At 72.1% G+C, this 20,594-nt stretch carries 17 protein-coding genes; 4 read left to right on the top strand and 13 right to left on the bottom strand.

What is annotated here, in order from left to right:
- Window positions 1–84 precede the first annotated feature (84 nt).
- Complete coding sequence (locus ACFQH9_RS06610) at window positions 85–1,764, top strand: polysaccharide deacetylase family protein (protein WP_379565203.1); 1,680 nt, start codon at window positions 85–87, stop codon at window positions 1,762–1,764.
- A 214-nt stretch (window positions 1,765–1,978) separates the two neighbouring features.
- Here ACFQH9_RS06610 and ACFQH9_RS06615 read toward each other — a convergent pair whose 3' ends face one another.
- Window positions 1,979–3,424, bottom strand: a complete 1,446-nt coding sequence (locus tag ACFQH9_RS06615; RefSeq protein ID WP_379565003.1) for a polysaccharide deacetylase family protein — start codon at window positions 3,422–3,424, stop codon at window positions 1,979–1,981.
- A complete protein-coding gene (locus ACFQH9_RS06620; protein WP_379565004.1) occupies window positions 3,421–5,010 on the bottom strand; it encodes a glycosyltransferase family 2 protein in 1,590 nt (529 codons plus the stop codon). Before ACFQH9_RS06620 ends, ACFQH9_RS06615 begins: the two co-directional genes overlap by 4 nt.
- 109 nt (window positions 5,011–5,119) lie before the next feature.
- On the opposite strand from ACFQH9_RS06620, the gene ACFQH9_RS06625 reads away from it, so the two are divergent.
- Window positions 5,120–5,785, top strand: coding sequence for a hypothetical protein (locus ACFQH9_RS06625; RefSeq protein ID WP_379565005.1), 666 nt, complete (start codon window positions 5,120–5,122; stop codon window positions 5,783–5,785).
- Window positions 5,786–5,792: 7 nt separating this feature from the next.
- Here the strand turns inward: ACFQH9_RS06625 and ACFQH9_RS06630 are convergent, their stop codons facing one another.
- Complete coding sequence (locus tag ACFQH9_RS06630) at window positions 5,793–7,301, bottom strand: sugar transferase (protein ID WP_379565006.1); 1,509 nt, start codon at window positions 7,299–7,301, stop codon at window positions 5,793–5,795.
- Between the two features lie 427 nt (window positions 7,302–7,728).
- Between ACFQH9_RS06630 and ACFQH9_RS06635 the strand changes: the two genes are divergently transcribed.
- Window positions 7,729–8,775 (top strand): LCP family protein, encoded by a 1,047-nt coding sequence (locus ACFQH9_RS06635; RefSeq protein ID WP_379565007.1) that lies wholly within the window; start codon window positions 7,729–7,731, stop codon window positions 8,773–8,775.
- 15 nt (window positions 8,776–8,790) lie between these two features.
- On the opposite strand, the gene ACFQH9_RS06640 is transcribed toward ACFQH9_RS06635, so the two are convergent.
- Window positions 8,791–9,216: an ester cyclase gene (locus ACFQH9_RS06640; RefSeq protein WP_379565008.1), complete on the bottom strand. Its 426-nt coding sequence runs from the start codon at window positions 9,214–9,216 to the stop codon at window positions 8,791–8,793.
- 134 nt (window positions 9,217–9,350) lie between these two features.
- Between ACFQH9_RS06640 and ACFQH9_RS06645 the strand changes: the two genes are divergently transcribed.
- Window positions 9,351–9,995, top strand: coding sequence for a response regulator (locus ACFQH9_RS06645; protein WP_379565009.1), 645 nt, complete (start codon window positions 9,351–9,353; stop codon window positions 9,993–9,995).
- A gap of 11 nt (window positions 9,996–10,006) precedes the next feature.
- Here the strand turns inward: ACFQH9_RS06645 and ACFQH9_RS06650 are convergent, their stop codons facing one another.
- The 9 genes from ACFQH9_RS06650 to ACFQH9_RS06690 form a co-directional block, all read right to left on the bottom strand.
- The gene (locus ACFQH9_RS06650) at window positions 10,007–10,732 is read right to left on the bottom strand and encodes a glycosyltransferase family 2 protein (protein WP_379565010.1); all 726 of its coding nucleotides are present in this window, start codon (window positions 10,730–10,732) and stop codon (window positions 10,007–10,009) included.
- 161 nt (window positions 10,733–10,893) lie between these two features.
- Window positions 10,894–11,958 carry a GNAT family N-acetyltransferase gene (locus tag ACFQH9_RS06655; protein ID WP_379565011.1) on the bottom strand — a complete coding sequence of 355 codons (1,065 nt, stop codon included), beginning with the start codon at window positions 11,956–11,958 and terminating at the stop codon, window positions 10,894–10,896.
- Window positions 11,955–13,025, bottom strand: coding sequence for a 2-aminoethylphosphonate aminotransferase (locus ACFQH9_RS06660; protein WP_379565012.1), 1,071 nt, complete (start codon window positions 13,023–13,025; stop codon window positions 11,955–11,957). The genes ACFQH9_RS06655 and ACFQH9_RS06660 overlap by 4 nt, the downstream gene beginning before the upstream one ends.
- Window positions 13,022–13,792: a phosphocholine cytidylyltransferase family protein gene (locus ACFQH9_RS06665; RefSeq protein WP_379565013.1), complete on the bottom strand. Its 771-nt coding sequence runs from the start codon at window positions 13,790–13,792 to the stop codon at window positions 13,022–13,024. The genes ACFQH9_RS06660 and ACFQH9_RS06665 overlap by 4 nt, the downstream gene beginning before the upstream one ends.
- On the bottom strand, window positions 13,782–15,032 hold the full coding sequence (locus ACFQH9_RS06670) for an MATE family efflux transporter (RefSeq protein WP_379565014.1): 1,251 nt from the start codon (window positions 15,030–15,032) through the stop codon (window positions 13,782–13,784). Before ACFQH9_RS06670 ends, ACFQH9_RS06665 begins: the two co-directional genes overlap by 11 nt.
- Window positions 15,029–16,216 carry a phosphonopyruvate decarboxylase gene (aepY, locus tag ACFQH9_RS06675; RefSeq protein ID WP_379565015.1) on the bottom strand — a complete coding sequence of 396 codons (1,188 nt, stop codon included), beginning with the start codon at window positions 16,214–16,216 and terminating at the stop codon, window positions 15,029–15,031. Before aepY ends, ACFQH9_RS06670 begins: the two co-directional genes overlap by 4 nt.
- Before the next feature lie 25 nt (window positions 16,217–16,241).
- Entirely contained in the window at window positions 16,242–17,936 is a 1,695-nt protein-coding gene (aepX, locus tag ACFQH9_RS06680) for a phosphoenolpyruvate mutase (protein ID WP_379565016.1), read from the bottom strand.
- A 53-nt stretch (window positions 17,937–17,989) separates the two neighbouring features.
- Entirely contained in the window at window positions 17,990–18,751 is a 762-nt protein-coding gene (locus ACFQH9_RS06685; protein ID WP_379565017.1) for a hypothetical protein, read from the bottom strand.
- Window positions 18,752–19,289: 538 nt separating this feature from the next.
- Window positions 19,290–20,339, bottom strand: a complete 1,050-nt coding sequence (locus ACFQH9_RS06690; RefSeq protein ID WP_379565018.1) for an ERCC4 domain-containing protein — start codon at window positions 20,337–20,339, stop codon at window positions 19,290–19,292.
- Window positions 20,340–20,594: the final 255 nt, after the last annotated feature.

The following is a 20,594-nucleotide window of genomic DNA, read 5'->3' on the forward strand; positions in this document are numbered from 1 at the left end:
CCCTTGTAGGAGAGAACCGTGGGAGAGAGCCGACCCCTCCGGCCGCCGGGAAGTCGCGGCCGGTCCCTTCGAGTACTCGTGGCGGTGATCGGGGCGCTCGCAGCTGCGGCAGCTCTGGCCCTGGTCGCGGCCCCGACGGCGTCCGCGCAGACGCCAAAGACAATCGTGTCGCTCACATTCGACGACGGGAACGCGGACCAGATGCCCGCGGCGGCGTCGATGAAGGCCAACGGTATGGCCGGGACCTTCTACATCCCGTCCGGCTTCGTCGACCAGCCCAACTACATGACCGTCGCCAACCTGAAGTCCCTTGCTGCCGACGGCCACGAGATCGGGGGCCACTCGGTGACCCACCCCGATCTCACCACCCTGCCCACGGCAGAGGCTCAACGGCAGATCTGCAACGACCGGGTGAACCTGACGAACTGGGGCTTCCAGGTCAGGAGCTTCGCGTACCCGTTCGCCGCGGCGACCAGCGGGACCGAGACGATCGCGAGGAACTGCGGCTACAACAGCGCCCGCGGTCTCGGCGACATCCAGAGCCGGTTCGGGTGCACCGGTTGCCCCTACTCGGAGACCGTGCCGCCGCCCGACCTGTACTACACCAAGGCCCTCGACCAGGTCGACAACACCTGGACCCTGGCTGACCTTCAGAAGAGCGTGACCAACGCGGAGACCCGCACCGGCGGCTGGGTGCAGATCACCTTCCACCACATCTGTGCGGGCACCTCCAACAGCTGCGACCCGCTCGGCATCTCGCAGTCCGTGTTCGACCAGTTCCTCACCTGGTTGAAGCCGCGCGCCACGACCAACAACACCGTGGTGCAGACCGTCGGCAACACCGTCGGCGGCGCGGTGAAGCCCCTGGTGAACGGACCGGTCGTGAACCCGCCCGCCCCTGGCGTGAACGCGGTGCAGAACGCGTCGCTGGAGACAAACGGCACGAACGGACTGCCGAGCTGCTGGATGGCTGGTGGGTACGGCACCAACACACCGACCTTCGCGACCCTCACGAGCGGTGCGCACTCCGGCACGAAATCCGAGCGGCTCACCATGGCCGGGTACCAGGACGGGGACGCCAAACTCCTGCCCACCTTCGACCTGGGAGGGTGCTCACCGAGCGTGACTGCGGGGCACACGTACTCGTTGCGCGCCTGGTACACGTCCACCGCGGTGACCCAGTTCGCCGTCTACTACCGGACGGGTCTCGGGACGTGGGTGTACTGGACGTCGAGCCCGTGGTTCGCAGCCAGCAGCACCTTCACTCAGGCTGTATGGACCACGCCGGCCGTGCCGACCGGGGCGACGGGGCTGAGCTTCGGGCTCAACCTCTTCTCCAACGGCCAGCTCATCACGGATGACTACGCCGCCTACGACTCGAACGGGGCACCCGCGGTTGCGTCGACGTCGTCGGCCACGGCGCAGCAGGTGGCGGCGCCCACCACGACCGCCGCTCCGACGACGGCCGCGCCCTCGGCGGCCGCAGCCGCGGCCCCGTCGGCGTCGACCCCGCCGTCGGGCACCACGCCGACGCCGGCTCCGGGTCCGTCGGTCGCGGCCCAGGCTGCGGCTCCGCCCGGTGCGTCCGTCCCGGTCCCGCCCCAGGCGAGGAAGCCGCGCAACGTGCCGACCGGACCGGCGGCGCACCGTGACCGCGACCAGCGGCGCGCCCCGACGGGTCCCGTCGTGAACTACGTGCCCGGCCCGACGCAGGTCAAGCCCGGCACGGTCATCCTCCTCGGTGAGGGGACGATGAGCGGCTGAGTGACCCGCTGAACGCAGGCCGGAGGCCCGCGAGCCCCACCGACGTCGGGTTCGCGGGCCTTCGTCGTGGGAGGCCCGGGGGAGTCGCGTCCGCAGGAGAGCTGCAGCGCAGCGCCCACCGCACGGTTTCCCTGCGGGCCGACGACCGCACGGACGACGGCACGGGTACCGGCCCCGAGCGTGAAGCTGTGAATGCCGCCCGCTGGGGAGCGGGTCAGGAGGTCCTCTCGGCCTGTCGGCGGCGCCACATCAGCCACAGGACGCTCAGGAGCACGAGGCCGACCGTCGACGTCGCGACGCTGAAGGCGAGCCGACGCGGCGTGCCGAAGAACGGGGCGAACGCGTTGACGGCAGAGGTCATCGAGGAGCTCTCGACGACCAGGAAGCCGTCGGTCGACAGCGAGAGGCCGAACGAGATCCCGGTGGTGTCGGCAGGCGCCGCCGGTGTGATCCAGGTTGCCTGGGCCCACTGCGAGGACGCCTGGAAGAAGGGGCTCGACGTCCAGTAGGACCATCCGCCGGTCCGGTCGCGCCGGTACACGGCGTACTGGACCTCCGCGTCGCTCTGGTACCACGTCGTGAGTCGGTAGCGATGGTCGGCCGCCGCAACGGGCGCGCACTCACCGAGATCCATGGTCGGGAGGAGCTTGGCGTCGCCCGTGACGTGGTCGTGCACGTCGATGCGTTCCGCCGTCACGCTCCCGTCGCGCGCAGGCACCGTCGTGATGGTGGCGGTGTTCTCGCCGCTGGGGGTGAACGTCCAGCACACGGGCCGGCCGTCTGGCAGCCGATCCCGGAGGTCGCGGTTCGCCGGCACGTCGAGCGGAGCTCCGAAGGGCTGGTCCGGCACGGGACCGATCGGTCCGCCGACGACGTCGCCCATGGTCTTGACGACGAGACCCCGCGCGCGTTGCTCGTCGAGCCAATCCGCGAAGGCGGTGAAGGTGGCGAGGGACACTGCGTTGTTCGTGCAGCCGTCGCAGATGTGGTGGAAGACGAGCGGGAGCCAGCCCCTGCCGGTGGCCCGCGCATCGAGCACCAGCTGCTTCATCTGGTCCAGGGACCAGGTGGGGTCGAACTGGCCCGGTGTGCGGATCGCCAGCGGCTGCGTGGCGGGAATCGTCTCCAGGCGGCTGCAGCCCTTGCAGTCCCGCAGCATGTTGAGGCCCCCGACGAGGCGGGCCCCGTTGTAGCCGCAGAACTGCGCCGCCCCCGCCACCGACTCGTCCGTGCTGGAGAACGGGTAGGCCAGCAGACGCGGTGGGTGACCCCACTCGAGCAGGTTCTGCCGGTCCTGACAGATCTCACGGCGGGCCTCGTCCTCGGAGACCTGCGCGAGCTGCGGGTGCAACACTGTGTGGCCGCCGATCTCGTGACCGGCCTCGGCCAACGCGTCGACGTCTGCGCGGGTGAAGTACCCCTCCGTGCCGACGTAACCGGAAATGACGAAGAACGTTGCGGGGAGCCGGAGCCGATCGAGGACCTGCGCCGCGGCCAACTGGTCACTGGTGGAGTCGTCGAAGGAGAGGGACACGACGGTCTCCGTGTCCTGCGCCGGCGCGGTCCCGGTGCAGGCACTGAACAGGACCAGGCCCATGACGGCGACCGGTGTGACGACGCGCGCCACACGTCGACGGACGCTGCGGCGCACCAGGGTCATCTGCGGCTGCTCTCGGCCTCGGCAACCTCGAGCGGTCGTGCGGGCACCGGTGGCCGGCGCGCCTGGGGCAACGCCACGGGTGCGGCGGGCGGGGGCGAGGTGGCGGGCGAGGCGCGCCGGGTCGGGCTCTTCCACACCCCCGACGACGAGGTGAGCCAGGCGGCCCCGAGGGCCCAGAGAATCACCGCGGAGTCGATCATCCGCATGGGGAGGTAGAAGACCGCGTACAGAAGGTAGGCCGCACGCCGCTCGATCGCAGCCACGACCACCGTGATGATGAGGTCGGGCAGCACGATCCCGAAGAAGAAGACGGTCAGCGAGAAGCGTGCCACCACCCAGCTGTGGACGTCGAAGAACGGCGTGTACACGTCGAGGAAGGGCATTGCCTCCGCGGCCAGGAGGACCAGCGCTCCGAGTCCGGTCGCCAGCATCACCACGCTGCTGACCACGAGCTCCACGATCAGCAGGGCGATGCCCCAGGCGAAGACGTCCGGACGGCCGCGGTAGTAGCGGACGGTCTGCCAGAACCCGAGACTCCAGCGCTTCGTCTGCTTGACGTAGTCGTGGAGCGAGTCCGGGTCCTGGGTGCGTGCGACTGCCTTGGTCGAGAAGCCGACGCGGCCGAGCCGCTGCCGGTAGATCTCGAAGGTCATGTGGAAGTCCTCGATCGCGACCCCGGGTGGGTTCACCTTGATGTGCCGCAGGGCTCGGGTGCGGTAGATGGAGGCGAAGCCCGGGACGATCTGCACTGCGTTGACGAAGCGGCCGGCCTGCCCGAACTTCACGAACCGCTGCACGACGGCGTACAGCCGCGATCGATGGGCGACCACGATGCGGCCGGGGCTGAGCCACCGGGTGGTCTCCCAGTCGGTCTGGGCGCAACCAGCGACGACCGCGACCTTCGGGTCCTCGAGCAGCGGAAGCGCCGCGTCGAGATAGCCCTCCGTCAGACGCGTGTCCGCGTCGATGATCATCACCGCGGCGAACCGCTCGATCAGTCCGAAGTGACGGATGCCGAAGTCGAGAGCTCCTGCCTTGCCCTTGCTCGCGCCCGTGGGCACCACCGATGCTCCGTAGGAGCGCGCGATCTGCTCCGTCTCGTCGGTCGATGCGTCGGAGACCACGTGGATGTTCCGGGCGGGGAAGTGCTTCAGGAGGGACTCGAGCGCAGCGGCGATCACCGCCGCCTCGTTGTGAGCCGGCACCAGGATGGCGATGTCCTCGGCAGTGATCCCGCCGTCCCGGGCCGGCAGGCGCGAGGGCCGGGGCCCGGGGAGCGCCGCGGCCTGGCGGCGCGCCGCTCGCGCGTAACGCAGCCGCAGGATTGCGTCGTCGCCGAGGCGGAAGATGCCGAGGGTCCCCCACAGTGTCAGGTTCACGCCCATGATGAGCAGGACGAGCAGCCACGTCGGCATCAACGTTTCCCTTACGGACGATCGTCGGTCGAAGCGGGGCGCGGTCCGCTTGATCGCGGCCCCAAAGGTGACTTCGGACAGACGGTGATCGCCGTTACCCCGACGTGGGGTGATGCGTCTTCGTTCGTGACCTTGTTCGTCACGGCCGGTACTGGCACGCTCACCGACCATGGTTCGTCGGCCCACGCCGCGCTGGCTTTCCCTCCTCCTCGTGCTCTTCGTCCTTCTGGTCGGCTCCGTATCCGCCTGTGAGTCGCGAGCGGAGGCGGAGTCGATCCCGGTGCCGGCGGGCCGTGTCTACCCCGTCCACACCGACATCGTGGCCACGACCTTCTGGGTCGGGGAGATCTTCGATGCGACGGCCTCCGACGGGAGCCAGGAGATCTCCACCTACGACTCCGACTGGCTCGCCAGCTACGGGGGCTGCGATGGGGTCGTCGCCGACGGGATCTGCGAGACGGAGCAGCGCACGGCGGCGAACGACTACTTCCCGACCGCCATGACCCCGCTCGAGAATCCCTTCTACCTGGACCTGCCGTTCGACGACCTCAACAACGAGTCGGCGTTCCGGATGCGGGGCGAGGTGGTGCCTTGGGCGAACGACCCCGGCTACGCCGGACGAGCCGACGACCGCACCTTCAGCTACATGAAGAACCGGTGGGTCCAGCTCACCCGGGCCGGCGTGACCTGCTACGGCCAGATCCAGGACGCAGGACCCGGCGAGTACGACGACGTCGGCTACGTCTTCGGGGAGGACGACGGCCGGCCGGCGAACGCGCGCTACAACGGCGCCGGCATGGACGTGTCGCCAGCTCTGAACGGGTGTCTCGGCTTCGCCCGGCTCAACGGCGACACCGACCGCCTCACCTGGCGCTTCGTGGATGACGAGGGGGTGCCGGACGGACCGTGGAAGAAGCTCGTGACCACCAGTCCGGTCCGGCTGTGAGCCCCGCTCAGTAGGCGCCCCTGCTCCGCAGGACCGCGCCTATCGTCTTCCACAGGATGGTGAGGTCGAGGGCCATGGACCAGTTCTCGACGTAGCGCAGGTCGAGCCGGACCGATTCCTCCCAGGAGAGGTTGCTGCGGCCGCTGACCTGCCAGAGGCCGGTCATGCCGGGGCGGACGAGCAGGCGGCGGCGGGCGATGTCCTCGTAGGTGGCCACCTCGGCGGGCAGGGGCGGGCGGGGGCCGACGAGGGACATGCTGCCGCCCAGGACGTTGAGCAGCTGGGGGAGCTCGTCGAGTGAGTACTTGCGCAGGACCGCGCCGACTCTGGTGATCCGGGGGTCGCGGGTCATCTTGAACAGGGGGCCGGCGGCCTCGTTGGCGGCGCGGAGCTCGGCGATTTTCGCCTCGGCGTCGACGACCATCGACCGGAATTTGATCATTCGGAAGGTGCGGCCGTTGGTGCCGACGCGCTCCTGGTGGAAGAAGACGGGGCCGCCGTCGAGCTTCACGGCGAGGGCGATCGCCAGGAAGACGGGGGCGGCGAGCAGGAGTAGTAGACCGGCGGCAGCGCGATCCGCCACCGTTTTCACGACGCGGGCCGAGCCTGTGAAGCGAGGCTGGGACAGTCGCAGGAGCGGGAGGCCGTCGACCGGGGTGATGTGCATCCGCGGGCCGGCGATCTCCATGAGTCCGGGGGCGACGGCGAGCTCGGTCTCGGTGCCCTCGAGTTCCCAGGCGAGGCGGTGCAGGCGCTGGGGGCCCCAGCCGGGGGCCTGGCAGACGGAGACCACGCGGTAGCCCTGGCCGAACACGGCCGGGCCGACCGAGTCGAGGTCACCGACCACGGGAACGTCCTCGATCGACGGCGCGCCGTCGGGGCCGCGGCCGGTCGGGGTGCAGACGCCGTCGATGCGCCAGCCGAAGTGGGGGTCTCGGCGGGTGCGGCCGATCATGTCGGCGACCGCGTGCTCGTCGCCCACGGCGAGGACGGAGAGCATGGCGCGACCGTGGTGGCGCTGGTGGTGCAGCCACTTGCGGACGGCGAACCGACCGAGGGCGACCAGGCAGCCGATCAGCGGGACCCAGAGGAACACCCAGATCCGGACCGAGGCGACCAGCTGGGTGAGGCCGCCCAGGCCCAGGGCGACCGCCGCACCGGCGACGGCCCGACCGAGCCGCTTGAACTCCGTGCTGCCGACGCCGAGGATCCGGGCGTCCCAGGCCCGCGCCAGCGGCATGGCCACGAGCATCAGGGCGGCGGCGATCGCGCCGCAGATCAGCTGGGCACGATCGGCGGCGTACATGCTGGTCCAGCCGGCGAGGACGGCCAGGGCCGTGGCGACCAGGACGATGCCGACGTCGCTCAGGACCACCAGCGAGCGCAGGCGACGCTGCCAGCGGACTCGGCTGCCCCCAGGGGTGACGGGATGCCCCGGCCGGCCTGCTGAGCTGCTGCGCTGCGCCGGGACGACGGGGGCGCCGACGGGCGCGGCGACCTCGGGCGGGTTCGACACGATCTACAAGCCCCCACAACTACACGGCGATATGTCGATCTCGGTCGAGGGGTCGCGGCTCGGCACGGCGCATCCACGAGGACGGGACGGGCCGGGGACCGAGGGGGAGCGATCCGGCAAACGTCGATCACCCGGCTTGTCGCCCATCCGAGTGGTCGCGTTACCGAATGTCACTTCGTCTGTGAAGCTTCATCAAGTTGAGGTAGATCCCGTCGGCGGAGCAACCTGGCGAACTGGCGCCGACTCGGCCGATCGGGTCAGGGCCGGAGTACGCGAACGCCCTGGTCGAAAGCCTGCATCCGGCCTCACTGTCTGGCAGACCTTCGCTCGGGTCCTAGGAACCGCACCTGGCCTGTCCTGTTGGCTGGTGTAACGCCTCGCGGTGCGACCAGGACAAGACGATCGAGATCGCTGAGACGGGAGAGGGATGCACGAGGATCAGCCCACGGTGGTGCTCGAGGCCGTCGGGAGACGGAGCCGGAAAGGCCGCCGGATCCTGATCGGCCTGCTCGTCACGGTCCTCGCGCTGATCCTGGCGGCCGCGGCGGCGGTGTACCTGCTGACCGAGAAGCTGGGCAACAACGTCGGTCGCGTGCCCGACGCCTTCGCAGGCATCCCTGCGGACTCCCGCCCGGCAGCGAGCGGGGGTAGGACGTTCCTGTTGATCGGGACCGACACCCGCTCGCCGGACCCGACCACCGGCAGGGACGCCCCGGCCGGGGTGAGCGCCGGCTCCCAGCGCAGTGACGTGATCATGCTCGCCCGCGTGGCTGTTGACGGAAGCGCCGCCGCGGTCACCTCGATCCCGCGGGACAGCTGGGTCGACATCCCCGGCCGCGGGACGAACAAGATCAACGCCGCGTACGCCTTCGGAGGTGCCCCGCTGCTGATCCGGACCGTCGAGAACCTGACCGGCGTGCGCGTCGACCACTTCGGGGTCATCGACTTCGCGGGCTTCCAGGAGATGGTCGACTCGGTCGGGGGGATCGACGTGCGTGTCGCGGCGGCGACGAGCAACGCCGGTGTCGCCTTCCACGAGGGCCTCAACCACCTCGACGGAGCCCAGGCCCTGGCCTATGTCCGCCAGCGCCACGACCTGCCCGGCGGCGACCTCGACCGCGCCAGGCGCCAGCAGAACGCGCTCAAGGCGCTGCTGACCAAGGCCGGCGACGACCTGTCGGACCCCGTCGGCCTCTACGACCTGGTCGACGCGACCAGTCGGACCGTCAGCGTCGACGACACCCTGACCAACGGCGGCCTGCGGGACCTGGCGTTGGAGATGAAGGGGCTGCGGCCGGGCGGGGTGACCTTCACCAGCGCCCCGGTTGCGGGGCTCGGACGCGAGGGCACCCAGTCCGTCGTCTACCTCGACGAACGGGCCGGGGTGCAGCTCTGGTCCGCGTTCCGCGAGGGGACGATGGCGCAGTACGTCGCCGCGCACCCGACCGAGGCGTTGGCGGGCACGCCGAACTGAGCGGGCAGGCCTTCGTCAGGACGCGGTGTCCAGCAGGCCGAGCTGCGTCAGCATCTCCATCTGATCGAAGTAGAGGATGTGGCCGGTGATCACACCGGTCTCCACGAGGTAGATCAGGCTGAACGGGATCCGGACCGGGCGGCCCGTCGGTTCGATGATCTGTCCGTCCGGGGTCGGGAGGGGACCGGCGTGGGTGCCCTCGAAGACTCCCTCGACGAGCACCTGGCCGTCCTGGCCGAAGAGGCGCCGCTCGACGACCCGGTTGTCGGGGAAGGCGTCTTGGTAGCCGCCCCAGAACATCCGAGCGCCGTCGAGGCCCTCCAGGCGCACCCCGCCGGGGACGTCGAAGGTCGACTTGTCCGAGTAGAACTCGAGCCAGGTGTCGCGGTTCTTCTCGTTCCAGGCCGCGAGCTCGTTGCGCACCAGCTGTAGGTCGTCCATGTCGTCACCTCGTCTCGTGCTGGGGGGACCAGGGTCCTCCGGGGCGGGTGCGGGGTCGCTGCGCAGAAGTACGTACCGGCCGCGGTAACGGGGCGCTCACCCTGCGCGAGCATCGGTGCGGAGAGGAGGGCGGCGTGCTCGCGGACGTCACGGGGCTGATCGGGGTGCTGGTGTGGCCGGCACTCGTGGTCTTCGTGGTCGTGTTGTTCCGGAAGCCGCTGAACCGGCTGCTGTCCGGGTCGCTGACGGTCAAGGGGCCGGGCGGGCTGGAGATCTCGGCGTCGAGCCGACAGCAGGCGGCGACCGCGCTCACGCAGGCCACGGTGGCGAAGGGGGCGCCGCCGATGGACCAGCAGACCGCCCTCGACCACGTCGACACCGCCGCGCAGACGCTGAGCGCGGTGGGCGGCCGGGCCCGCGTGCTCTGGGTCGACGACCACCCGAGCACCAACCGGCACGAGGTCACGGCGATGGAGGCCGTGGGCATCGACGTCGAGCTGAGCCCGTCGACCGAGGACGCCCTGGAACGCGTGCAGCGCAACCCGGCCTACGACGTGATCGTCTCGGACATGGAGCGGCTCGAGCACCCGCAGGCGGGCTACGACCTGCTGCAGAAGCTGCGGGCGGCGGGCGTGCACACCCCGTTCGTCGTCTACGCCCGGTCGGGGCGGCCGGAGCACTTCGACGAGGCGGTGCGGCACGGCGCCGAGGGATGGGCGGACACGCCGGAGGAGCTGATGCAGATGGTGCTGGCCGCGGTGCGGCGGGTGCGGGGCTGAGCGTCGCCGTTTCAGAAGCGGTCGGAGGGCCTGGGGACGACGCCCTCGACCGCCGGGCGGGGTGCGGGAACCGCGGGAGCCGGCCGGCGCTCGGCGAGGAGCCCCTTGATCGCGCGGGAGCTCTCGGCCAGCGAGGTCCTCGGGAACCGTTGGTGCCACGGCGCCGCCCGGATGCCCGGGACCTCGCACACCGTCAACCCCTCGTGCGCCGCGCGGAGGGCGAGGAGCAGCTCGAACGCGGCCGCGTGGCGGGTGAGGTCCGGAAGTCCGAGCCGGGGGAGGGCCGAGCGCCGGAAGGCGGTCGCGGCGCACCAGGGATCCGTGACGCGGGTGCCGAGGCGGGCGGAGGCGACGGTCGCGAGCGCGGTGTCGGCGAGGGAGCGCCGCTCCGCGCGGGATCCCCGAACGAGATCGGCGTCGTCGAGCGCCATGACCATTCGCGGAACCTCGCTCGGGCAGGTGGACCCGTCTGCCTCGAGCAGGACGAGCGCGTCGCCGCGCGCCGCGTTCAGGCCCGCGACCGCGCTGGTTCCCCGGCTCCACCCCTGCGTCACGACCCGGCAGCCCGGCCGCACAGCGCGGGCCGCCTCGACCGTGCCGTCGACGGAGCCGCCGTCGGACAGCACGACCTCGTATCCGGGATCCAGCCCGGTCAGGAGGCGTTCGATGTTCCGGCGCTCGTTCAGCGTCGGCACGACCACCGAGACCGACGGCCGCGCACTACCCGGATCGTGCATGTCGCCACTCCCCACGTCGGCGCGCCCGACCGCCACGGGCCTCAGATCGACGACCCGCGCACCGACCCGTGTCGGCCTATCGGCGCCTCACGACCTCGCGTTACACATACTTCCGATCTGTAAACCGACGAACCTCGCGTACCGGACCACGGCCTCTCCGGTCACATCTCCTTGAGCCCCGTCACCCGCTTGACCAGCGTCTCCGCCCGCATTCGGGCCTCGTGACCGGCACGCGCGGGCAACCGGCGGGCACGCAGCTCATGGGTGTGGCGCAGGGTGGCGCCGAGCTTCGTCTTGAAGGCGGCGAGCGCGGAGTCGGGGTGGGCGCCGCCCATGTCGTACCACCGGCGTCCCTGGTCGCAGGCCTCCTCGATCGCCAGGCGGTGCAGCAGGTCGTTGGCCCGGAAGGGCGTCGCGAGATCCTTGTCCATCGCGCCGCGCCAGTACTTCGCGTGGCCACCGGCCGAGAGGACGATGATCGCCGCGACGGGTTCGCCGTCGCGGCGGGCGACCCAGGTCGCGCAGTCCTTGCCGAATGCGGCCGCGACCAGCGCGACCTGTGCCGGGGTGGAGCTGACCCGGCTCATCCGCCAGCGGCTGAGCCACACCGGCTCGCCCTCCGTCTCCGCCCGGCGGCGGACCGAGCGCTCGTGCAGCTCGTCGTAGACGTGGGCGAGCCGGCCCGACCGGTCGACCTCCACCTCGACGCCGAGCTTCTCGGCCTTGCGCATCGCCGTTCGGGCGGTGCCGCGGAAGCGATTCCGCCAGACCTCGTCGAACCCGCCCGCGAGGTCCAACAGGTAGCTCCCGCTCGCGCTGACGTCGTACCCGGCGGCCGACGCCGCCGACAGCCAGGCCGGGGCGGTCTCCGGGCGCAGCGTCACCTCGCTGACGAGCGTTCCGCGGCGTGCGACGTCGCGCCAGACGAACGCGGCCTCGTCGGCCGTGATCTCACCGTCCGTGCTGATCGGGCCGCCCGCGCCCCACACCTGCGGCCAGCTCGACACCACGGTGGCCGCGGCGGGCAACCGGCGACGCCGGACGAGGGGGAGCACGACCTCGCGCCCCGACGGGAAGGCGTAGTGCACGCTCGCGTCCGTGAACCGCCCGTCGGCGAGCACCGCCTCCCGCCACGGCAACGACTGCCCGACGACGGCCCGCTCGTCCGTCTCCAGCACCGACCGCCACACCGTGGTCGGCACGGGGGAGGTGACCCGAGGGGTCACGAGAAGGCCTCGGCGAGGACGCCGACCAGCCGCTCGACGTCCGCCTCGGACAGGTCGCCCATCGTCGAGATCCGGAAGATCGACTTGGCCAGCTCGCCCTGCCCCGCGTAGATCACGAAGCCCTCGTCCTTGAGGCCGTCGTGCAGGTCGGCATAGGTGACCGTGTCGGGCAGCCGGTACGAGCGCAGGACGACCGAGCTCGTCCCGTCGGCGAGCAGCGGCGTGACGCCGACCGACCGCAGGCCCTCGCCCACCGCCTCGGCGTAGTGGCCGTACCGCTCGTGCCGGGCCCGCCACCCGCCGTCCTCCCGCAGCTCCGCGAGCGCCTCGACCAGGGCGTACAGGCTCTGCACCGCCGGGGTGAAGGGGGTGTTCCGCTGGTCCTGCAGGGCGGCCAGGCGGGTCAGGTCGAGGTAGTAGGCCCGCCGCGCCGCGGAGGCGAGCGCCGCGCGGCGCACCACGACGAACGCGATGCCGGGAACCCCGTGCAGGCACTTGTTGGCGGTGCCGGCGACGGCGTCGATCGGCAGCCCGAAGTCGAGCTCCTCGCCGCCGAAGCTGCTCACCCCGTCGACCAGCAGCCGCACGCCGTGCCGCGCGCACACCGCCCCGACCCCGGCGAGGTCGGTGAGCCGCCCGGTCGTGGTCTCGTGGTGGACGACGGCGACGTGCGTGAACCCCGGCGAGCTCGCCAGCCGCTCGTCGAGGGCGTCGAGGTCCGGCGCGTCGAGCCAGTCCCCGCTCAGCGTCTCGTGGGCGATGCCGTGACACTCCGCGATCGCGGTCATCCGCTCGCCGTAGACGCCGTTCTCGAGCACCAGCAGCCGGCCGCCCGCGGGGACCACGGACGCGACCATGCTCTCGACCGCCGCCGTGCCGGAGCCGGTGAGCAGCACGGCTGCCCACTGGGCGGGGTCGAGGTCGTAGACCGAGAGCAGCCCGGCGCGTGCCGCGTCCTGCAGGTCGAAGAACTCCGGCTCGCGGTGGCACAGATCGGGACCGAGCAGGCTCTCCCGCACGCGGGGCGACAACGTGACGGGGCCGGGATTGAGCAGGAACACGGTCACACCTCGGGGGTCAGTCGGGGGAGCACGACGGTGCGGGCGCGGACGACGTCGTCCGGGAAGTCGATCTCGGTCCACGGGGCGCCGGTGACGTCGACCGCCGCGAACGGGTGCTCGCCGGTCCGCAGCAGGTCGCGGACGGCGTCCTCGTGCGGAAGGGCGGCGCCGCCGGACTGCACGCTCGCCCGGACGATCCCGGCCAGCGCCGCCGCCGCGGCCTCGGAGAGCCGGAAGAAGCCGACCGACTCGCCGACGGCGTCGTGCGGCAGGGCGAGGTCGGGCTCCTTGGCCAGGTCGACCGGCGTGCCCTCGCGCAGGAGCACCTTGACCGGCTCGTCGCCGGGCTCGAAGTCCCGGTCCACCAGCAGGGCGGTCGACGACGGCGCACCGACGAGCGGCGCGAGCACGCGCGCGTCGCACAGTACGTCGGCGTCCATGAGCAGGACGGAGCCGCCCGCGGTGAGCTGTGGTCCCACCACGTCGACGGTCAGCATGCTGCCCAGCTCGTACCGCTCGTTGCGGACGAGAGCGGGTCGCGGCAGGTCGAGCCGGTCGAGCTCGCGCTCGATCTCCTCGTGCGCGAACCCGGTCGCGACCACCACCTCCGGCACCCCGCAGGAGTGCAGCTCGCGCAGCTGGCGTTCGAGCAGCGACATGCCGCCGAACCGCAGGAGGCACTTGGGGCCGGGGCGCTGCGCGACCTCGAGCCGCCGCCCGCGGCCGGCGGCGAGGATCACCGCCCGCTTCACGTCCTCGGGCTCACTCGTCACGCTGACCTCCAGGGGGACGGGTGCCGCTGCGCACGGCCATCACGAACAGGAGCGTGGTGGACAGGACCAGCAGCCCGGCCGCGGTCCAGGCGTAGAGGAGCAGATCGTGCCGCGTGAGCACGAGCACGCACACGGCGGCGACGACCGGGGCGGACACCGCGCGGACCGTGACCAGCAGCCCGCTGGACCCCGACGTGAGCATGGTCAGCGTCGCGGCCCGGCCCAGCGCCGACGCCGCCGCGTACACCGCGACCGCCAGCGCGACCGGCGCGCCGATCGCCCAGGAGTCCCCGACGAGGGACCGGCCCACCGACACCGGCACGAAGGTCAGCGCCAGCCCGATCGCGATCGCGAGCCCGGCGACGGCACCGAACCGGCGGGCGGCCCACCAGACCTTGCCCGCGGGCCGCAGAGCGAGGTCCCGCATCTGCGGCAGCACGGTCATGCTCAGGGCGATCGCGAGCGTGCTGATCGGGCCGAGGGCCGACTGCGCGAGCCGCAGCCCGCCGAGCGCCTCCGTGGACAGGAAGACCGCGGTGAGCAGCGTGAGCAGCTGGTCGAGCCCGGTCGAGATCACGTAGTCGCCGGCCAGGTTGGCGCTGACCCGGCGCGGCCACGGGCGGCGCCAGCTCGTCCACCGCGAGGACCACGGGGGGAGGACGACGAGGCACCCCACCCACGGGCCGGCGCCGAGGCCGAGCACCGCGACCAGCGGGCCGAGGCCCAGGGCCAGCGCGACCGCCACCCACCCGATCGTCACCACCGCCGTGACGAGGTCCCCGGGGAGCAGGCCGAGGTAGGCGGAGCGCCCCTGGTAGTGCATCCGGACCGCGTCCCAGTAGAAGCAGCCCGGCAGCGCGAGGCCGGTGCCCACCACGACGGTCCGCAGCTCCCCGGACAGGAACAGGGCCCCGAGGACCGCGACGACCAGCGCCGCGACCCCGAACGCCAGTTCCAGCCGGCGCACCTCCGCGACCGGCCGGGTCGGGTCGACCGTCCGGTCGGCGGCGATGGGGGTGAGGACCGTGGCCTGTGCGACGCCGACGCAGAACAGCACCGCCAGCTGCGCCGAGGCGAACACGCCGAACGCGGCGGGCGACAGCGACCGCGAGGCGAGCACGACCACGGCCAGGCTCGTGAGGGCGACGACGGCCTGGTTGGGCGCGGCGGTCCGGGCCAGCCGGGCGATCGGCCCCGGCAGGCGCGAGAGGGGAGGTTGAGCGGGCGCCTCCGGCGTCACCGGCGGGGCTCCGGGGTGGACGGCTCGGCGACCCGCTCGGCGAGGTGGGTCGTCAGCCGTCGCGCGACCTCGGGAGGAGTGACGGTCGGCCGCGGCAGGTCCTTCGGGGTTCCGGTGCCGATCCGCAGCCGCGCGAACCGCGGCCCCTCCACGGCCGGGGCGTCGAGCAGCGCGTCGATCAGCCCGGGATCGTCGCCCTCCAGGGCCACGGGGTAGCCGCAGGCCGCCGCGACCCCGGCGAACGACACGTTCGGCGAGACGGTGGCCTGGCCGCCCGTGGACTCGTGCGCGCCGTTGTCCAGCAGGAGATGGGTGAGGTTCGACGGGCCGTACGTGCCGAGCGTCGCGAACGCACCCATGCGCATGAGGGCGGCGCCGTCGCCGTCGAGCGCGACCACGTGCACGTCGGGCCGGGCCAGCGCCAGGCCGAGGGCCAGCAGCGCCACGCAGCCCATCGACCCGACCATGTAGAGCTGGTTGGGCCGGTCGGCGAGCGCGTAGAGCTCGCGGCCGCAGTAGCCCGTCGAGGCGAGCACGACGCTCGACCCCTCGGGCGTGCGCTCGACGACCCGCTGCAGCGCCTCCCGCCGGGTGGGCAGGGCCCCGGCCGGCCCGAGGCCCTGCTGCGGAACGACGGCGGCGCCGGGGGCGGCGGGCGGGCGCACCCCGTCGCGCAGCGGGTACGGCGCGACCGTGCCCTTGTGCATGACAAGCGCGTAGGGACGGCCGGTGGAGTCCATGTGCGCCACCGCGGCGTCGAGCGCCGGACCGACGGCGGCGTCCTCGGACGGGAAGTCCGCCCACGGGATCTCCATGGTCTCGAGCATCTGCGGCGTGATCCGCCCCATCAGCTCGTGCTGCGGCTCGTCGGGGTTCCCCGGCTCGCCGCGCCAGGTCACGATCAGCAGCTGCGGCACCCGGAAGGTCCAGGTCAGCGAGGTCAACGGGCTGACGGCGTTGCCGAGCCCGGAGTTCTGCAGCATCGTCACCGCGCGCCCCCCGCCGAGGGTGACCCCGGCGGAGATCGCGACGGCGTCGCCCTCGTTGGCCGCGGACAGGTACCGCAGGTGGTCGGCCTGCAGCACGTAGTTGATGAACGGCGTGAGGTACGAGCAGGGGACGCCGGTGTACCAGGCGAACCCGCGCGCCCGCGCCTGGTCGACGAAGGTCTCGGCGGCGATCACAGGATGCTCCCGTCGGGGTCGGGACTCACGGCCGGGCGAACTCCCCGGCACGGTCGAAGTCGTACAGGTCGTTGATGCCGCGCCAGTGGCCGTGGACGTACAGGACCTCGACTGTCTCACCGGCGTCGACGAGCGCGTTGAGCAGGTCCGGCATGTCCAGCCGGTCGAAGTCCGGCCGCTGCACCAACCGCTCCATCATCGCCGTCAACCGGGCGACACCCTCGCCGCGCACGGCGAGCATGCCGATCCAGCGGCCGTCCGAGCCGGCGGCCTCGTTGGTCACCCTGCGCAGCAGCACCTGGCGGCCGAAGAGGGACCGGTCGTCGGGCTCGGAGCACTGCACGAAGTCGTTCGTGCGGCCCGCGTCCTCGTCCGTGACGGCGGAGGAGTCGACCACCACGGCGAAGTCCGCCTTGACGTCGAGCAGGTCCCGCAGGATGTAGCCGCGCAGCATCAGGTCGCCGTAGGAGACGACGGTGTCGCGGGTGATCGCGGGCAGGGCCCGCCGCAGCGACTCGAGCTCGCCGGTCTCCTCGTGGCGCTCGTTGACCTCCAGCTTCAGCCCGGAGGTGTCGATCGCGTCGGCCCGGTAGCCGCCGACCACGGTGATGTCGTTCATGCCCTGGGACTTGAAGGTGTCGACGAGCCAGCGCAGCAGCGGCTTGCCGGCGATCGGCAGCATGACCTTCGGGCGGTCCTCGGTCACGGCCTCGAGCCCGCGGCCGCGGGTCGCGGCCAGCACGACGGCGGCCGGCGCCTGGTGCGCGACCGAGAGGTACCGGCGTTCGGCGGCCGCGTACTCGTCGGCACCCTGCAGTCGGAAGATCTCCCCGACGGGCGCGACGCGGTCCTCCACGTCGACCAGCGTGCGGCTGTCGTGGATCTCGCGGGCCACCGACTGCATCGCCGAGGTCGCGGCGCGGAGCAGGTGGTTGGCCCAGATCACGACACTGATCCCGGCCTCGCGGAAGACGGTGGTGGGGGTGCTGTAGTACTTCGTCGGCACGATCACCAGCGGGGCCCGGTTCTGCCACTGCGCGGCGAACTCGAGGATCTCGTCCGGACGGGACTTGGCGCTGTGGATCAGGATCGCGTCCGCCCCGGCCTCGTGGTACGCCGCGGCGCGGTGCAACGCCTCGTCGACGCCCCAGCCCGCGATCATCGCCTCCACCCGGGCGACCAGGACGAAGTCCTCGTCGAGCTGCGAGTCCTTGCCGGCCTTGATCCGCCCGCAGAACTCCTCCACCTCGGCCAGCGGCTGCCGGTCGCCGTCGATGAAGCTGTTGGTCTTGGGGAACTGCTTGTCCTCGATGCAGACCCCGGCCACCCCGCGCTGCTCCAGCTTGCGCACGAGCCGGCGCACGTTGTTGAAGTTGCCGAAGCCGGTGTCGCCGTCGAGCAGGATGGGCAGGTCGCTGGCGTCGGCCATGAACTCCACGACGTCGACGATCTGCGTCCAGCTGGCCTCGTTGTTGTCCCGAACGCCGAGCTGGGCCGACATGGCCAGGCCGGACGCCCAGATCCCGCCGAACCCGGCCTCCCGCACGATCCGGGCGGAGAGCCCGTTGTGCGCCTCCATGAGGAACTCGAGCTCGCCGGAGAACACCATCCGCCGCAGGGCGGCCGCCCGGGAGACGGGGGAGCCGGCGTCGGACCGGGGCCGCGGCAGATCGGCGGGCAGGTCGGCGGGCAGGTCGGTGGGCAGCAGCGGGTCGGGCATCGGGGGATCCCCTTTCGTCCTGGCGACGGCGTCCGCGACGCGGGTGCGGCGGGTCACCGCGACCCGACCGGGCACCACTCGCGGGTGCGCACGATGGCGTTGTCGTCCAGGTAGCCCCAGGTCGGGTCGGGCGTGCGCCAGTCCCCGTAGTGGAGCTCCAGGACCTTCTCGTGGTCGACGGGCTTGCGCCACGTGCGCCCGAGGAAGTCGAACGGTTCGAGATCGAGCCGCGGGAGCAGCCCGACGGCCTCGACCAGGCCGGTCGGCCCGGTGCCGTACAGGTGGTACTCCTGCATGTCCTGCTCGGTGGGCTGGAGCCGAAAGAACTCGAACAGGGCGCCGTGCCGGATGAAGGTGCGCTCGGTCCGCACGCCGGTGTTGTCCCGGAACGAGTACCAGCGCCGGAAGCCGGCGGCGCGCAGGGCGGGCTCGGCCCGGTCGAGGAGTTCGTCGTCGGCCGCGTCGTAGCAGAAGTCCGCGTCGCCGCTGTCGTGCGGCAGGAGGCGGCCCTCCCGCGCCCAGCCCAGGAGCATCCCGCCCCACACCCAGTACCGGTCGCCGAAGGCGGTCCCCGCCAGCACGTCGTTGAGCAGTCGGAGGTCCTCCTCGAATCGACGGGCCCGGCGGCGACGCACCGCCGCGGGGATCAACCCGAACCGGGACAGGATCCGGTCGGCCTGCGGGCCGAGGAAGTCCCGCAGGGCGACGACCTCGTTGCCCGGTAGCCGGCGCACGGTCCGGTCCAGCTTCATGTTGCGCAGCTGGCGACGCACCTCGTCGGCGACCCGCGCCAGGAGTGCGGGCAGGTTGACCACGGTGACTCCTTCTCACAGGCGCCGGAGGCCGGAGATGATCGTGACTCGGGGGTGAATCGGGGGTGTACGGGAAGCAAACGGCCGCCAGCATAAGTCACCCGCGGAATGGGCGCCGCGCGAGTTCCCGGCACCCTCGCGGAGCGGTCCGGATTCTCCCGGACGCGACCGAATTGCGGCGCTGGGGAGCGTTTCCGTCCTTCTCGGACGCACGGCGCCGGTCGCCTGCGTACATCGCCGAGGGGCGGTCGTCGCGTCGCGTGCCGCGCGGCGTGTCCTCCTGGCCTGCGGAAGATCGAACTCGGCTGCCGCCGGGCGGAGGGACTTCGGCGCGATCTGCGGCACCGGCCGGCGTCAGGAGGGTGCAGAAGTGGAGCCGTGCGGAAAGGCTACGCGGGCAGTTCTGCCGCGCCCCGAGAAGGTCGCATCGTCCACAGAGGCGGCTCGGTTCCGTATTCGGGTCACCGCTCCCTTTCGGACACCTGACCCTTCCGTGATGGACGGTGCGAAGTCACCCGATTACCGCGGAGAACCGAGGGGGTCATTCGTCCGAATTCGGCCTTCGAGCGAAGTTGCTCCGCTCGGCCGTGTCGTAGTGGCCTGTACGGGGGGCCACTCGGTCGAGGTCATGCGCTGCCCGCCACGCCTCGTGCACCTCGGGCCGCAGCCGGCCCTTGTCCGGCACGACGATGCCGTTCTCCCGGGCCCAGCGCCGGACCTCGGCGGTCGACGGCGGGGGTGCGGCCGGGGCATCGGCCAGTGCGGAGTCGTCGCCGATGCGCTCGGCGGCGACGGCCTCGGTCTCGGCCCAGGAGCTGGCGGCGGCGAGGAAGCGGTAGGTCCACTCCTCGGCGAGCGCGCGGGTGTCGCAGAAGACGATCGGGATCGCGGGCCAGCGGACCTGCAGCTCGGCGAGGCCGTCCGCGATGGTCGCCGGGCGGACGTAGGCCTGCTTGAAGATCGACGAGTACCGCTCCTCCACGACGACGGCGGCGCGGGGCAGGGTGGCGAGCTCGGTGAGGGCGAAGCGCAGGCGGCCGTCGGACACGCTGCCGACCAGGTCGGCCAGCGCCTTGCGCTCCACGGCCGCGACCACCGAGCCGCCCGGACCGAGGACCGCGTAGTCGCCGCAGCTCAGGCCCCGCTTCGTCGTCCGCACCTGCTGACCGGTGAAGGAGTACGGGTAGCGCTCGTGGGCGTCGACCACGATCTCCAGCTCGGGGATGCCGGAGGCGCGGGCGGTGGGGAGCCGGACGTCGGGCCGGGCCTGCTTCCGGGTCCGCGGCGACTGCCAGAACACCATCTCCCGCCCGCGGGCCCGGGTGAACACGATCTGGGAGCGCTGCTCGCGCCCCCGGTCGGCCACGACGTCGATCGCCGCCCCGCGCCGCACACAGGACTTCAGCGCCACCCGCTCGACGATCTCGGCGTCGGCCGGCCACTCGTCGTCGGGCACGGGGTGGCAGTAGATCGCCTTCGTGCGCGGCCAGGTGTCCTTCGCGCGGAAGACCAGACCGCCCGCGAGCGGAATGCGGATCAGGTACGGCAGCGAGCTGGCCGGGTCGGGGTTGCGCGCGACGAGCAGCTCCACACGGCGAGTCTCCCGCACCGGGCAAGCACTGCTCCGCCGTGCGCCTCACGGCGGACGACGGTCGCTCGGTCACCACCGCGCTGGACCCGTCGACCGGCGCCGCGGGGCTCCGGTGGACCGCGCTGAGCGCGACGGTCACGAGCCGGCTGACGATCACGGCGCTGGACAGCGTGCCGGGGACGGCGCAGAAGGGGCAGGCCGCGGCCGACACGATCGGTCTCCGAGGTCGCGGTCGCCTGAGAAGGCTCGAGTCCT

Origin of the sequence: Pseudonocardia lutea (assembly GCF_042658055.1) — a bacterium.
GTDB classification, from domain to species: Bacteria; Actinomycetota; Actinomycetes; order Mycobacteriales; family Pseudonocardiaceae; genus Pseudonocardia; species Pseudonocardia lutea.

Excerpts from the sequence above, each read along its gene's own strand:
- ACFQH9_RS06615 (WP_379565003.1), bottom strand. The coding sequence starts at position 3,424 with ATGACCCTGGTGCGCCGCAGCGTCCGTCGACGTGTGGCGCGCGTCGTC.
- ACFQH9_RS06620 (WP_379565004.1), bottom strand. The coding sequence starts at position 5,010 with ATGGTCGGTGAGCGTGCCAGTACCGGCCGTGACGAACAAGGTCACGAA.
- ACFQH9_RS06635 (WP_379565007.1), top strand. The coding sequence starts at position 7,729 with ATGCACGAGGATCAGCCCACGGTGGTGCTCGAGGCCGTCGGGAGACGG.
- ACFQH9_RS06640 (WP_379565008.1), bottom strand. The coding sequence starts at position 9,216 with ATGGACGACCTACAGCTGGTGCGCAACGAGCTCGCGGCCTGGAACGAG.
- ACFQH9_RS06650 (WP_379565010.1), bottom strand. The coding sequence starts at position 10,732 with ATGCACGATCCGGGTAGTGCGCGGCCGTCGGTCTCGGTGGTCGTGCCG.
- aepX (WP_379565016.1), bottom strand. The coding sequence starts at position 17,936 with ATGCCCGACCCGCTGCTGCCCACCGACCTGCCCGCCGACCTGCCCGCC.